Source organism: Paenibacillus barengoltzii NBRC 101215 (genome assembly GCF_004000745.1).
Lineage (GTDB): Bacteria > Bacillota > Bacilli > Paenibacillales > Paenibacillaceae > Fontibacillus > Fontibacillus barengoltzii.
In genome coordinates this window covers 50,005-65,186 of record NZ_BILV01000023.1, presented here as the reverse complement: position 1 = coordinate 65,186, position 15,182 = coordinate 50,005, and the positions used below count along the sequence as shown (strand labels likewise).

Annotated in this window: 9 protein-coding genes; 5 read left to right on the top strand and 4 right to left on the bottom strand. The window is 51.8% G+C overall.

Going from position 1 to position 15,182, the window contains the following annotated elements:
• Positions 1-9: 9 nt before the first annotated feature.
• Genes PBA01S_RS08815 through PBA01S_RS08805 form a run of 3 tightly spaced genes read left to right on the top strand, consistent with a single transcriptional unit; the run spans position 10 to position 6,413 of the window.
• The gene (locus PBA01S_RS08815) at positions 10-1,644 is read left to right on the top strand and encodes an extracellular solute-binding protein (RefSeq protein WP_127575801.1); all 1,635 of its coding nucleotides are present in this window, start codon (positions 10-12) and stop codon (positions 1,642-1,644) included.
• A 20-nt stretch (positions 1,645-1,664) separates the two neighbouring features.
• Entirely contained in the window at positions 1,665-4,130 is a 2,466-nt protein-coding gene (locus PBA01S_RS08810) for a PfkB family carbohydrate kinase (protein ID WP_009224285.1), read from the top strand.
• Between the two features lie 3 nt (positions 4,131-4,133).
• Positions 4,134-6,413: a GH32 C-terminal domain-containing protein gene (locus tag PBA01S_RS08805; protein WP_127575800.1), complete on the top strand. Its 2,280-nt coding sequence runs from the start codon at positions 4,134-4,136 to the stop codon at positions 6,411-6,413.
• Between the two features lie 56 nt (positions 6,414-6,469).
• Here the strand turns inward: PBA01S_RS08805 and PBA01S_RS08800 are convergent, their stop codons facing one another.
• The 3 genes from PBA01S_RS08800 to PBA01S_RS08790 form a co-directional block, all read right to left on the bottom strand.
• Complete coding sequence (locus PBA01S_RS08800; RefSeq protein WP_028537369.1) at positions 6,470-7,753, bottom strand: glycoside hydrolase family 27 protein; 1,284 nt, start codon at positions 7,751-7,753, stop codon at positions 6,470-6,472.
• Between the two features lie 113 nt (positions 7,754-7,866).
• A complete protein-coding gene (locus PBA01S_RS08795) occupies positions 7,867-8,748 on the bottom strand; it encodes an AraC family transcriptional regulator (protein ID WP_028537370.1) in 882 nt (293 codons plus the stop codon).
• A 299-nt stretch (positions 8,749-9,047) separates the two neighbouring features.
• Positions 9,048-10,646 (bottom strand): catalase, encoded by a 1,599-nt coding sequence (locus PBA01S_RS08790; RefSeq protein WP_174844473.1) that lies wholly within the window; start codon positions 10,644-10,646, stop codon positions 9,048-9,050.
• Positions 10,647-11,009: 363 nt separating this feature from the next.
• Here PBA01S_RS08790 and PBA01S_RS08785 point away from each other — a divergent pair, with 363 nt between their 5' ends.
• Together PBA01S_RS08785 and PBA01S_RS08780 are read left to right on the top strand one after the other, a co-directional pair.
• The gene (locus tag PBA01S_RS08785; RefSeq protein ID WP_127575798.1) at positions 11,010-12,659 is read left to right on the top strand and encodes a glycoside hydrolase family 27 protein; all 1,650 of its coding nucleotides are present in this window, start codon (positions 11,010-11,012) and stop codon (positions 12,657-12,659) included.
• Positions 12,660-12,666: 7 nt separating this feature from the next.
• A complete protein-coding gene (locus tag PBA01S_RS08780; RefSeq protein ID WP_051416777.1) occupies positions 12,667-13,956 on the top strand; it encodes an S-layer homology domain-containing protein in 1,290 nt (429 codons plus the stop codon).
• A 57-nt stretch (positions 13,957-14,013) separates the two neighbouring features.
• On the opposite strand, the gene PBA01S_RS08775 is transcribed toward PBA01S_RS08780, so the two are convergent.
• The gene (locus tag PBA01S_RS08775) at positions 14,014-14,994 is read right to left on the bottom strand and encodes a glycoside hydrolase family 43 protein (RefSeq protein ID WP_028537372.1); all 981 of its coding nucleotides are present in this window, start codon (positions 14,992-14,994) and stop codon (positions 14,014-14,016) included.
• Between the last annotated feature and the right edge of the window lie 188 nt (positions 14,995-15,182).

The window sequence follows — 15,182 nt, the reverse complement described above, 5'->3', positions numbered from 1 at the left end:
TTATGTTCAATGAAATCATGGTACAAAAAAATGGGGATTCTTGTCTTAGCCGGAGCCTTTGTTCTAAGTGGATGTTCGGGCAAGGGGAACAGCGGCGACGGGGACAAGAATCAGGCCAATAGCTCGGTGGAAGACACGAATTTCAACAAGACGGGTCTTCCGATTGTAAACGACACCGTGACCTTAACCATGGTCTCTCCAAAAGCCGCATTGGCACCCGAGTATTCCGAAATGGAGATCTTTAAGAGATTAGAGAAGGAAACAAACGTGAAGATCAATTGGGAGAACATTCCGGATACCGACTATACCGAGAAGAAAAACCTGTTAATCGCCAGTGGGGATTTGCCAGATGCATTCTACGCAGCTGGATTTACCGATTATGAACTTATTAATTATGGTAAGGACGGAACCATAATTCCGCTAGAAGATCTAATTGATCAATATGCGCCAAACTTGAAAGCGCTTTTTGAACGACGGCCGGATATCAAATCGACGATCACGGCGCCTGACGGACACATCTATGGACTTCCATCCTGGGAAGATAATAACCTCGGAACGAACCCGTTCTTTCATGTGATCAATAAAAGCTGGCTGGATAAGCTGGGGCTGAACGTGCCGCAAACTCTGGATGAATATACGGAGGCCCTGGTTGCCTTTAAAACACAGGACCCGAATGGCAACGGCAAACTGGATGAAATTCCGCTCAGCTTTATGCATATGCAATGGTGTATGGATATCGCCGGAATCTTTGGTGCGTTTGGACTTCCGGATAACCTGGAACATCGAGTCGTTCGTGATGGCAAGGTCATTTTCACCGCAACCCAGCCTGAATACAAAGAGGCGCTCAAATACTTCCATGAAAATTGGTACAAACAAGGTCTGATTGATCCCGAATCCTTTACCCAGGATGCAGCGCAATATCTGGCTAAAGGCAAATCGACAGAAGAGACGCTTGGGTCTTACATCTGGTGGGAAATCGAGGAGGTTGTCGGGCCGGAGCGCAGTAAGGATTATGTTCTGCTGTCGCCGCTGAAAGGACCTAATGGAGATCAGTTAATCGGACGTGCCAATGGCGGGGGGCCGGGACGCGGGGCTTTCGTGATTACCAAAGCAAACAAGTATCCGGAAATCACCATGCGTTGGATCGATCAGCAATATGAGCCTTACATGGCCGCTCAAATTCACTGGGGTCCGCTGGGTGTCGTCTTCGAGAAAGATGAAAATGGGAAATTGGTGAATCTGCCGCTTCCTGAAGGTACCTCTGCAGGCGAGTTCCGGCAAAAGGTTGCCCCGGGTTCTGGTGGACCAGGCGTGATTACGTTTGAAGATTTCGGCAAAGTGGTGGATATGGAACCACGTGCTCAGCAACGTGCTAAAGATCTGGAGCAGTATTACAACCCTTACATGGAAAAAGAAAACTATCCAAGCATCTTCTTTGAACCTGAGGAATTGGACAAAATCAACAAAATTGAGCCTGAGTTAATCAAATACGTAAATACGCAAAGAGGAAAGTTCATCGTGGATGGCGGCGTCGATGAACAGTGGGATAACTACGTCAAAACATTGGAGAAAATGGGCCTCAATGAATTAATGGAACTCTATCAAACCGGGTTGGATCGCTATAATGCAAACCTAAATAAATAGTCGATAGGTGGGGAGAAACCGTGCTTGATGTCATCGCAATCGGGGAAGTATTAATTGATTTTACACCGGCAGGCCGTTCATCAAGAGGGAACGAGCAGTTCGAATGTAATCCTGGGGGAGCTCCGGCTAATGTGGCGGCTGCGCTGTCCCGGTTAGGTTCTCACTCGGCATTGATTAGTAAGGTGGGGGAAGATCAGTTTGGTTCCTTGCTTCATCAAACTTTGCAAGACGCTGGTGTTGACGTTACCGGAGTATCGTATACGCGTGAAGCGAGCACCACGCTGGCCTTTGTCCATTTAGACGATCATGGGGATCGATCCTTCAGCTTTATTCGGAAGCCAGGGGCAGACACCTTCTTGCATTCAAAGGATGTTCCGCTGGAGAAGATTGCTTCAAGCCGGGTTTTGCATTACGGAACGGTATCCATGACCCATGAGCCGGCTCGTACCGCAACTAGAACGGCGGTTCTTAAGGCTAAGGATGCAGGTGTCCTACTCTCTTTCGATCCGAATATTCGGTTTGCTTTGTGGGAGAGTCGGGAAGAGATTAAGCAGAATACGCTTTGGGGAATGAAATACGCGGATATTTTGAAAATATCCGAGGAAGAGTTGTCCTTTATTACAGGGACACATGATATCGAGGAAGGGGCCCTGAAGCTAGCCCAGCAATTTGATATTTCGTTGATCGTTGTCACTTTGGCGGAAAAAGGATGCTACTACCGTTTAGGAAGTAAAGACGGTTATGTCCCAGGGTTTCGAGTCGAGGTCGTTGATACAACGGGAGCCGGTGATGCTTTTCTTGGATGCTTGTTATTTAAAATCCTGGAGGTTGGAATCCCGCTGAAAGAACTGACGTCCTCGCAAATCACGAACATGCTGGCTTTTGCAAATGCCGGAGGAGCGTTAGTGACAACACGGAAAGGGGCACTTGGAGCAATGCCAACTATCGAGGATATCCATCAGATGCTGGAGTCTACTCCACAACATAAAGAAGAACGGTTTAGACCGGGCTATCACTTTTCTCCCCCATCCCATTGGTTAAACGACCCTAATGGACTGGTTTATTACGAAGGAAGCTATCATTTATTTTATCAGCACCATCCTTACGGAAATCAATGGGGACCAATGCACTGGGGCCATGCGATAAGTAAAGACCTGGTGCACTGGGAACATATGCCGATCGCTTTGTTCCCGGATGAGCATGGTGCTATTTTCTCCGGATGCTGTGTGGTGGATTGGAAGAACAGCAGCGGATTGTTCGAAGATTCCCATGGTTTGGTGGCCATTTTCACCCATGCGGATACCCATCCGGAAACCGGACAGCCGCGTCAACGGCAAAGCTTGGCCTACAGCAGGGACAAGGGATTGACATGGCACAAGTACGAGGGGAATCCTGTTCTTGAAGAAGAAGGACTGGTTGATTTCCGGGATCCAAAAGTATTTTGGCATTCTGAAAGCGCGCGTTGGATTATGGTGCTTGTGGCGGGCGATCACGTTCGTTTCTATCAATCTACAAATCTATTGAACTGGTCGTTGTCCGGTGTATTCGGTAAAGAAGAAGGGTCGCATGACGGCGTTTGGGAATGCCCGGATCTGTTTGAATTGCCGATAGGGGATACCGGACGTTCAAAATGGGTACTTATTATCAGCATCGGCGATCATCCGAATTGTCCGGAAGGATCGCGTACGCAGTATTTTATCGGTGAGTTTGACGGAAACACGTTCATTAATGACAACGCGTCAGATCAAATTCTGTGGCTGGATTATGGGAGAGACAATTATGCCGGGGTCACCTGGTCAGATCTCCCTAAAGAAGACGGACGACGAGTGATCATTGGATGGATGAGTAATTGGAAGTACGCCAACGAGACGCCTACAGGCAACTGGAGAGGCGCAATGACTTTACCACGCGCCTTGACATTGAATGAACAGGATGGGAATGTACGATTGATTCAATTACCTGTCCGAGAAGTGGAGCAACTGCGCAAAGCGTCATTGCATTGGGAGGAAGTTACGGTTACGCCAGAAGCTCCCTTTTGGCAGAAGCTGAAGGAAGATTTGCTAGAAATTGAGGTGGAACTTGATATCCGTTCCGGCGAGGAAGTGCAGATCAAGTTAAAATCGTTGGAGAAGGACGAGATTATCATCGGTTATGATCCCGGGACTCAATGGCTATTCATCGATCGCACCCAATCCGGGATTATTGATTTCCATCCGTCGTTTGCGACCAAGCATGGGGTTAACATGGCGGCGGTAGACGGAAAAATCCAATTGCATGTCTGGCTGGATCGCAATGCGGTTGAAGTGTACGGGAATCATGGACTTGTCGTAATGACGGATCAAATTTTTCCGGAATCTCCGATTGAGCAGTTTGAAGTCATCACGAAATCCGGGGAGGTTATACTAAATTCCCTTCAGATTCATACATTGAAGTCTGTTGAGATCCCCTACGCCTCTCCAAAGCAAGTGGCGTGTCAGGAGGGATGATTGATGCGTCGGCTCGCAGGAGACCAAGAATTAATGATGTACTGGGCATTTGATGAAGGTGCCGGAAGAAGCGCTCTAGAGCAGGTATCTCTTTCATGGGATGAGATTCAGTATGTATTTAATCAAGCTGAATTCACCGGGCCTGTTGATCCGCAATGGAGACAAGGAGTTGTAGGAAGGGGCCTCCTGTTTGACGGTTATTCGACCTTTATCACCCATCCAGCCAGAGAAATGGACAGGATGCAGGAGCCAAAGCTGTTGTCAGCCTTAAGCATAGGGGTGTGGGTGGCGCCGCGCTCCTATGACTGGGGGTATGAAGGGAAGCTGGCTGCTATTGTGAACCGTCATCATCGGGATCGTCACCAGGGTTATCTGCTGGGGATGTTCCGGCACGGACGATGGTCTTTTCAGTTGGGACTTGATCAAGGGGGCTGGAAGGAAGTTTGGTCACCGGACGGCTGTGAGTTGCCCAAGCATGAATGGTCCTATGTTAATGCGGTTTTTGATGGGGATCGAGGCGAAATTAAGCTGTACTTGAATGGCCGAGCAATTGCTTCATCTGAGGTACCTGTCGGTTCTCGAATGGTTGAGGCTGTAGGTACAGATTTACTAATCGGCAAAAATAATCACAGCAGCCGTTGGGCCGGAGTATTTCACCTCCAAATGTTCAGCGGAATCTTGGATGAGTTGAAGATTTATCGACGGGCATTAAGTGGAGAGGAAATAGCCGCATCGTATCGGGAAGTGCTTGATTCCCTATATGGCGGTATCAAACCTCAGGTGCCCTATGATGAAATTAAGCTGGATCGGGCTCCGCTTCTGCTAGATTGGCATAGGCCGCAGTATCATGTCAGCCCTCCTGCTCATTGGATGAACGAACCACATGCACCGATTTATTTCGAGGGGCGGTATCATTTATTTTATCAACACAATCCGTTAGGTCCGTACTTCTATCAGATCCATTGGGGACATTGGGTGAGTGAGGATCTCGTTCATTGGCGTGATCTTCCCGTAGCACTTGCCCCTGAGAAGGATGGACTTGCCCCGGATGGTATATGGTCAGGCAGCGCCACTTATGATGCGGACGGTTTACCGGTCCTGTTTTTTACGGCGGGAAATGACAGTGCTTCGCCAAATCAGAGCGTGGCCCTTGCCCGAAGTACTTACTTAACGGATGGCAATTCGGACTTGGTTCAGTGGGTGAAGCATCCGGAGCCTCTCATCGTACAGCAAAAAGGGATGGGGGCTTTCGGCGATTTCCGAGATCCGTTTGTCTGGAAGGATGATGACGGTTGGTATGCCCTAGTGGGGTCGGGGATCGAAGGTGCAGGCGGGGCTGCCCTGGCCTTTGTTTCGAAGGATATGTTGAACTGGACGTACAAAGGACCGTTTTTCCAAGCGGATCTTCAGAAGTTCCCTTATCTTGGACCAATCTGGGAGCTTCCGGTTCTGCTTCCGCTTGGCGCGGACAAGCAGGGGGAAAGCAAGCATCTGCTTCTGGTCAGCCCAGTCGGAGAAGGTGCGGACGTTGAAGTGTTTTACTGGATTGGGCGGCTGGATAAGGAAGAGCTCTCGTTTATTCCAGATCAGGAAGAACCAGAGCTGATTGATGTGGGTGACTTCCATTTTACTGGACCCAGCGGCATGGTGGATCCGAAGACCGGAAGGAAGATCATTTTTACGATAGCCCAAGGGGACCGGACGGCCGAGCTGGAGTATCAATCGGGCTGGGCCCATAATGCCGGGTTGCCATTAAGCGTTTATTTACGGGATGATGGACGCCTGGGAATTGAGCCGATCCAAGAGCTTCAATCCTTGCGTGGCGCAAAGCGGTTGTCGATTCAGGACAAGACAATGGCAGAGACCAATGATCTGCTGAGGGGCATTAAAGGGGACGTGCTTGAGATCCTTGTGGAACTGGAATCGGTACAAGCCAAACAACTCGGAATTAAAGTGCGGTGTACGCCGGATGGGAAAGAGCAAACGTTGTTGTACTACGATAAGGTTGAAGGTAAACTCTTGGTCGATCGAACCAAAACGACTTTGCATCCACGAGAGAAGTGCAAAGGAATTCAGGGTGGCAGATTGGATCTGTTCGGTGAAAATTTAAAGCTGCATCTCTTTTTGGACCGTTCGATGGTTGAAGCTTATGCCAATGGACTAAAAAGCCTGACCACCCGAGTCTATCCGAGCCGCAGAGATGCTCTAGGGCTGGAGATTTGGGGAGATGGAGAGCTCGTGGTTAGGTCGATGGAAGTTTGGGATATGAAGTCCATCTGGTAGAGAGTATGAATATGGATGAAGATTGGGAAGAGACCTGCCAGGGCGGCAGGTCTCTTTCATTCCAACCGATACAACCGCACCCCATGCGGCGGGATCGTAGTCCGAAGCTCCCCAGCCGCCGTAAGCTCCGCAGGAGCTTCGCTCCACAGCTCAGTCCCGGAAGAAATGCCGGATAAACCGATTTGCTCCAGAGGGAGCTCTAGCGGCAGCGCGCTTTCCCCTACATTAAAAACAGCTGCATAGTTGAACCCTTCGGGATGGTCGGCCGTCCAAACGATCAGGTCGTCTTGCCGAAGGGCTTCTTTGGCGCCGCGGCTTTCCCGGTGCATGCGCAGCACCTCGCGGTTGGTCAGCAGCGACAAGGTCCATTCGTCGTTGTCTCGGAGTTCCCCGCCAAAGATCAGCGGCGAACGGAAAATGCTCCAAAGCGACATCATCGTTAATTGCTCGTCACGCGTGAACCGGGTCCAGCGATCCGCCCCGCCGCCGTCCACCGAGCGGATGCCGATATGCCCCAGCGGCAGCATGTCGCAGTCCGGCCATGACCCGGCTTGCGGGACGCCCTGCCATGCCCGGCAGCGGTCGAACATGTCCCTTAGCAGCGGCCACTGGTCCCAGAAATCGTCCGTCATGCGCCACATGTTGGCATGTTCGGCGAAGAAAGCTGCAAGCTCCACCGGAGCCGGTCCGGGGGATAAGCTGAGCACCATCGGACGGCCGCAGCGCTTGATCGCCTCGGAGATCAATGCAATTTCGGCTTGGTGGGTGCCGTAAAGCCGGGAAGCGGCAATATCGTCCACTTTTACGAGATCAACGCCCCATGAGGCATACAAGGCAAAGAGCGAATCATAATAGGCCTGCGCCCCTTCTTTGGAGGCATCCACACCGTACATATCGGTATTCCAGGGACAGATCGAATTGGGATGTGCAATATCACGTGCGGTTGCGGTCGTCCCCAAGATCGGTGTGGCGGCGTGAACGGCTTGCCGCGGAATGCCGCGCATGATATGAATGCCGAATCGCAGCCCGAGGCTATGCACATAATCCGCTAACGGCTTGAAGCCTTGGCCGCCGGCCGCAGAGGGGAAGCGATTCTCGGCAGGCATCAGCCGGGAATAGCCGTCCATCACAAGCGGAACAAACGGCCGATATTGAGACGAAAGGGCTCCTGGTTCATACCATTGAATATCCACGGTGATATAGTTCCAACCAAAGTCTTTCAGATGCTTGGCCATGTATTCCGCATTGCCCCGAATCTCTTCTTCCGTCACAGCTGCGCCGTAGCAGTCCCAACTATTCCAACCTAGCGGTGGAGTTGGGGCAATCTGCTGATGGTTCATTTGCAAAACTCCTTTACGGATGGATCTTTATTGCTCTTGTTAGGTTCATCTTACCTAAAGGAGTTTTGCTATATCTATAGTAACTTTGCGATATGAATAGCAAAATATTGCGTTTAATCGAAGAATAGCTTGCGATAGACCAGACTTTCGCCCCCGCTGCGGAACTCTCCTGGGGTGAGCCCGGTCAAACGGCGGAAGGCCTTAATGAAGTAACTTCCGCTGGAATAACCTACCCGCTCAGCAATGGTCTCAATGCTAAGTGACGTACCGCGAAGCAGGTCCATCGCTTTTTCGGTGCGGACACGGGTCAGATAAGCGCCTGGCGTAAGACCTGTACTGTCCGAAAACCGGCGGATCAAGTGGTACTTGGACAAGCCAACATGCTCGGAAAGCTGATCGATGCTGATCATCTGCGCATAGTTGCTCTCCATCAACTCGGCGGCGCGTTTGACGCTTTCCGGCCAGTTCTCTTTATTTTTCTGCGACGTAACCTGCATTCTGGCTAATTCCGTGACGAACTGGTAAACGCAAGATGAGGCGATGTAGGGATCGGTGATCCGACCTGCTCCCGCATCAGTGATGATCATACGCGCCAACCGCACCGGTGTGGAGTCTTCGGGAAGATAAGGAACTGCTCCGGCTTCGCTGAGGAATTTTCGCCATAAGGGAAGTACCACATTCGGCCGAAACAGCAGGAACAGGAACTCCCAAGGCGCCGAAGCTTCTTGCGGATAATAATAGCGATGGGAACTTGGAATTTCGGCGAGGAACGCTTGTCCGGCGGTAACGCGGTGAGAGCAATCACCCAGCTCAAAGACCCCTTCTCCGGAGAACGTATATTGGAATAGGAGCAAAGGTCCGTCCGTTCGCTCTAATCCGTCCCAGTGATAAGAAGGATCAGTGATAGAGTCATAGCCGGCGGCAAACAACACGCACAGCGGAAGCTCTTGGTCTTCAGCGAACCGGAAACCGTAAGTTCCCCTTGTCATGTCCATAGGGATCCTCCTTCAACCATGTAAAGATGAATATCGCATCCCATAGATTGGAACGATAAGGCCATTATCCCATAAGTTTAAAGGAGAAAACATAAGGACAACTGGAATATGGGGACAAAACGCTCCTGTCGGCGGGGGAAAACACTGGTGATCCCAAGCGGTTTGCTTGCAGGGCTGCCGCGCGCTGAAGCCTAGCAAGCTGCGGGAGACCTTTACGCCGCTGCGGCTGGATTTGCTGGGCTGCGGCGAGTTATAAAGAAACCTGCGATTGCCCACAAGGCCTTCGCAGGTTTTGTTCATTAATACCGATCGGACTCGTGCCCCATCCCTTTGGCTTTATCCATCGCTTGATCTGCGTCCGCTGTGCTGGTATGCTTGCCTGCGGCTCCCATTTCCCGCTTGGCCGCTTCAAGCCCTTCCTTCACGCGTCTTCCATACTCTTCGTCAGCTTGGGTAAAGTAGCTGATCCACGTTTCCTGTATTTTAGGACTGCACACCTTCAGATTGTTCACCAAATTGGAAATCAGCTCGTTTTTCTCCACATCATCAAACTTGCGGTAGGTCTCGCCGGCTTGAGCGAAATCGTTGGTGCGTTCGATCTTCCGTCGAACCAGATTGGCGTCGTAATGCGGCTCATGGTCTTTGCCTCGTTTGTCCGCTTCTTTCAGGCCTTCTTTCGTTGACGGTTCATAATCGACATGCGGGTTCGTGCCCGGATTGTGGACGACCCGATAGTCCATTTGCCCACCGCGTTGGTTCGTGGCAACCTTCGTTTTTGGCGCATTGATGGGAAGTTGCAAATAGTTTGTCCCCACGCGGTAACGCTGCGTATCCGAGTAAGAGAAGGTCCGCCCTTGCAGCAGCTTGTCATCGGAGAAATCCAGCCCGTCCACCAGCACGCCGGTCCCAAACGCCGCTTGCTCTACCTCGGCAAAATAATTCTCCGGATTGCGATTCAGCACCATTTTGCCAACCGGCAGAAACGGAAATTTCTCGGGATCCCACAGCTTGGTGGGGTCCAGCGGATCGAAGTCCAGCTCCGGATGGTCGTCATCGCTCATGATCTGCACGCACAGCTCCCACTCCGGATAATCACCGCGCTCGATCGCCTCATACAAATCTTGCGTGGCATGGTTATAGTTGGTCTTCTGGATCTCGTCGGCCTCGTGCTGCAGCAGGTTTTTGATCCCTTGCTTCGGCTCCCAATGGTATTTGACCAGTACGGCTTCTCCATCTTTATTGACCCATTTATACGTGTTGACCCCTGAACCCTGCATCTGACGGTAGTTTGCCGGGATGCCCCAAGGCGAGAACAGGAAAGTCACCATATGTGTCGATTCCGGCGTTTGCGACAGGAAGTCGAACATTCGCTCCGGGTCCGGCAGCTTGCTGACTGGATCGGGCTTGAAGGAATGCACCATATCCGGGAACTTCAACGGATCACGGATAAAAAAGATCTTCAGGTTGTTGCCCACCAAATCCCAGTTGCCATCCTCCGTATAAAATTTCACCGCAAATCCGCGCGGATCGCGGAGCGTTTCGGGGGATTCCCCGCCGCCGATCACGGTTGAGAAGCGGACGAACACCGGCGTCCGTTTTCCGGCCTCCTGAAACAGCTTGGCCCGGGTATATTTCGCAATCGGCTCGTCCCCGACTTTGCCGTAAGCTTCAAAATAACCATGAGCCCCGGCCCCCCGCGCGTGTACCACTCGTTCCGGAATACGTTCCCGGTCGAAATGGGTGATTTTCTCGAGGAAATGATAGTTCTCCAAGGTGGTTGGCCCCCGGCTTCCTACGGTCCGGACGTTCTGATTGTCCGTGATGGGGTGACCCTGACGGTCCGTTAAAATATGTTCGGCTTCCGTTGATTCGTAGTTTGTTCCAGCTTGGCTATCCACAACATGACCTCCAATGATTGATATGGGGATAGCGTGTACCGTGAACGGAGTAAATATACATTTAATGGAAATATAGGGAACGATATATGGGAAATTGTCCCTTGCCCGAAAAAATGGTTGCTGAGATCCGCTGGATGCTCCATCGAAATCAGGAGGAAGTGTACGCCAAACGAAGAGATGTACCTAGGCGAAGCCGGCACGTTCATGAGATCATTTCATCGGACAGATATGTAAGCGCTACCAAGATAATTTAATCGCAGAAAGGGGGAGGGCACCGAACTTCAATGAATCACAGAATCACTGAATCATTGAACCACCAACCGTCCAACAGGGACCACAATATCTACCAAAGGAGATGAATTGATGATCCGTTTGCTGCAAAAGACGTTGGTTTGCTGGTTAGCGGCGGCGCTGACTCTAGTGCCCTTTGCTTATTTTGGCACGGAGAGCAAGGTGGCCCATGCCGCCGATAACGGCCTGGCATTGAAGCCTTATATGGGTTGGAGCAGCTACAGCCTGCAGGTGTACGACGGGCCGGAGGGAAATTGGACCTCGGAAGCGAAGCTGAAGATGATCTCCGATGCCATGCGCGAGAAGCTGCAAGCCCACGGGTACGAATACATCAACATCGACGCAGGCTGGAACGGCAGCATGGACGAATACGGCCGGCCGCTTCCAAGTGAAACGTTGTATCCTAACGGTTTTGAGAATTTGGTGGACTATATCCATAATAATGGACAGAAGGTCGGGATCTATTTGATTCCCGGTTTGTCCAAAGAAGCTTACGAGAAGAACCTGCCGATTTATGGCACGGAATACCATATGCAGGACATCGCCGCTCAGCCGCTTCGACCAGCGGACTATTGGGATATCGATTACAAAATCGACTTCTCCAAGCCGGGGGCGCAGGAATATGTGAACTCCATCGCGGATCTGATCGCCTCCTGGGGCGTTGACTTCGTGAAGTTCGACAGCGTGACTCCCGGGTCTGGCCATAACGACCTATCGATCGACGCGCGGGATGACGTAAAGGCCTGGTCGATGGCGTTGTCCAAGCACGGAATATGGCTGGAACTGTCCTGGGCGCTGGACCACAACTACGTAGACTTCTGGAAAAAATACGCCAATGGCTGGCGCGTCAATTGGGATGTGGAGGCGTATGACCGCAACATTGGGATGACCCAATGGTCGAACATCGCCCGGTTGTTCCCGGATGCTGCCTTGTGGTGGCGTGACGCTGGCCCCGGCGGTTGGAACGATTTCGACTCGCTTAACATTGGGAACGGGCAGACGTCCGGCTTGACCCGAGACGAGCGGCAGACCGCGGCAACGCTGTGGGCGATTGCCTGTGCGCAATTTTACACCGGCGACGATTTAACTAACCTGGACAGCTATGGTCTGGAGCTGTTGACGAATGATGAGGTGATCGCCGTCAACCAAGCCGGCCGCCCGGCACATCCCGTATCGATGGCAACCAATCAACAGGTGTGGTACGCCAATAATGGGGATGGCACATACACGGTGGCTTTGTTTAATCTGGGCACCAAAGGCGCATCCATGAATGTGAAGTGGAGCGACATCGGTTTGGACGGCGCTGCTTCGGTCCGCGATTTGTGGGCCCATAAGGAGCTTGGCGATGATGCAACCGGAATGACCAACATTTATTTGGAGCCGCATGCTTCGCGTTTGTTCAAGGTTACAGCCAAGAACGGAACCTCCAAAGTGAATGATGACGACACAGGCGTGAAATATACCGGAAGCTGGACGCGCAACGGCGGTAAAGAGCTGGTACAGGATGCCCAAGATTTGAACGTCCTGATTATGGAGTCTTCCGATGCAACGAATCCAATTGCGCCAGAAGTGAGCAACTTGGTGGAAAGCTTAGAGCAAGCGGCGCCCGAGTCCGTCGTTGAGACGGGAGAGCATTGGGTGATCTATATCGACGCCGCCAACAACGCCAACCAATCCGACGAACCCGCCTTCGCCTCCATCTGGACCGTCAACGCCGCCTAGCCGTCCAGTGGAACCGGAAATTATCCGCGATCCATCCAGTCCTATCCCGGTCGACATCGTTCGGACGACCGCAGCTGATGGCTCGAAGCAGGATGAAATCAAGTTGACGGCCGATGCTAAGCTTCGGGAAGCGATTAACAAATTGGCGGAAGAAGGCGCCGCTTCGCTGAGTCTGATGATCCCGGATGCGAAGGATGAAGTGAGCACCATCAAGATTTCGCTTGCCCGCGACGTCATTTCCTTGCTCACGGGGCGTGGACTTGACTTGCAATTTCGAACCGTAAACGGGGAGATCACGATTCCGGCAGCTTCCTTGCAGGGGGCAAGCGGTGATGTGACGATGACGATCCAGCCGGTAAAAGCAGCCGCCCAAACCAAGGAAATCGAAGGGCGCGCGAACCAGGCTGAGGTTGTGCTTACGGCTACAGGAGGTAATGAAGTTACAATTATCGGCCGCCCGGTTCAAATCGAGACGAATTTACAAAACCGGGAGGTCGAGCTTGTTCTGCCGTTAACGGGGATGGCAGATGAAGTAGACCCGACTAAACTCGGGGTCTATGTCGAACATTCCGGCGGAACAACGGAGTTCCTGACGGGGGAAGTTGTTCCGTTAGCCAACGGCAAAGGGTTGAAATTCACCGTCGATCATTTCAGCACCTTTGCTTTAGTGAAGTCGGACGTAGCGTTAACCTCTATGCATAAGGCTTATATCAGCGGTTACCCCGGTGGTTTGTTTAAACCGGAGAACCCGATCACTCGCGCGGAGATGGCCGCCATGTTAGTTAAAACGGTGGAAATGAAGGAAGCGGGCCAAGCAATTCGCTTCAGCGATGTTCCGGCAGGTCATTGGGCCGTTGAGGCGATTGCCAAAGCGTACAGAATGGGCTTGATGCAAGGCTATGCCGATGGCAGCTTCAAGCCGGAAAAGCCCGTCACACGGGCGGAAATTACGGCGATCGCCGTGAAGTTGATGAAGTCGGCTGCAGGGCAGCGAGGCGCAGGCTTCTCGGACACTGCCGGTCATTGGGCGGAGCAGGCGATCCTAGCGGCTCAAGCGGCGGGTATCGTCAGCGGATATGCTGACGGCTCGTTCCGGCCAACGGCTTTGGTCACACGGGCCGAGGCTGTGACGGTGTTGAACCGCGCATTGGAGCGGGGGCCGCTGTTTGGCGGAGCCGACGTACTTCCGGTGTGGCGTGACGTTCCGCAGACGCATTGGGCATTTTATGAGATTGCGGAAGCATCGACAGAGCACACCGCGATGCCGAGAGCAGAAGGCGGAGAACAGCTGAAATGAAATAAAAGAGGAGCGCCACCCGGCTTGCTTCAGCCGATGGGCGCTCCTTCTTGGTGCTTATTTATATGGATCGATGGTTTGGATGGTGCCGTCCGGATTGTAATGCAGCTCAGTATATTTAACGCTGCGTTTGTGGTTCACACCGCCGGACAGCGAGCTGTCATGGTAGAACAGGTACCATTTATCTTGGAATTGCACGATCGAATGGTGAGTGGTCCAGCCGATGACTGGCTCCAGGATTTTACCTTTAAATACGAAAGGACCTTGCGGGTTCTTACTGATCGCATAAACCAGCGTATGGGTCGTTCCGGTGGAGTAGGACAAGTAGTAATACCCGTTGTACTTGTGCACCCATGGCCCTTCGAAATAACGGCGCTCCTCATCTTTGGCTAACAGCGGATTGCCATCCTCATCCACAATCGAGATTTCCTGCGGTTCGGATTTGAAGGTCAGCATATCGTCGCTCAGCTCGGCGAAGCGTGGTCCAAGCGCCGGTGCATTTGGTGCCGGGCCTTCTGCGTCCGGATTGAAGGTGCCGGTTTGCCATTTCTCCAGTTGGCCGCCCCAAAGTCCGCCGAAATACATGTAGGCACGATTGTCGTCATCCACGAGAACAGCCGGATCAATGCTGAAGCTGCCTGGAATATAGTTTTCTTCCGCCTTGAAAGGCCCGGCAGGCGAAGAGCTGGTCGCTACGCCGATACGGAAAATGCCATCTTTGTCCCGCGCAGGGAAGTAGAGATAGTAAGTATTGTTCTTATAAGCCGCATCCGGAGCCCACATTTGCTTGCTGGCCCATGGGACGTCGCGCACATGCAGGACTTCACCGTGATCGACGCATGGAGAGTTGAAGTCGTCCAGCGACAGGACATGGTAGTCCTCCATGGCGTATTGGTCACCGTTGTCGTTGTCTGGACCGTCATGATCGATGTCATGGGATGGATAAATATAGATCTTGCCTTCATACACATGGGCAGATGGGTCTGCCGTATAAATGTGAGTTACAAGTGGTTCATTCGGACGTACAGGTTTTTCCACAAGGATTCCCCTTTACCTAGTTAGTTTGTTGACTAAACTTACTAACTTTAATTATACAGAAGCTTAGGCAACTATCAAGCACTTAACGTTATTTTCTCCGAAATCGTCGATTTTTATGGGAAAAGTGGAAATGAATCACTACATATTTTTGCTCATACGGGAATAGGTTCACTGTGTAAATAAGTTTT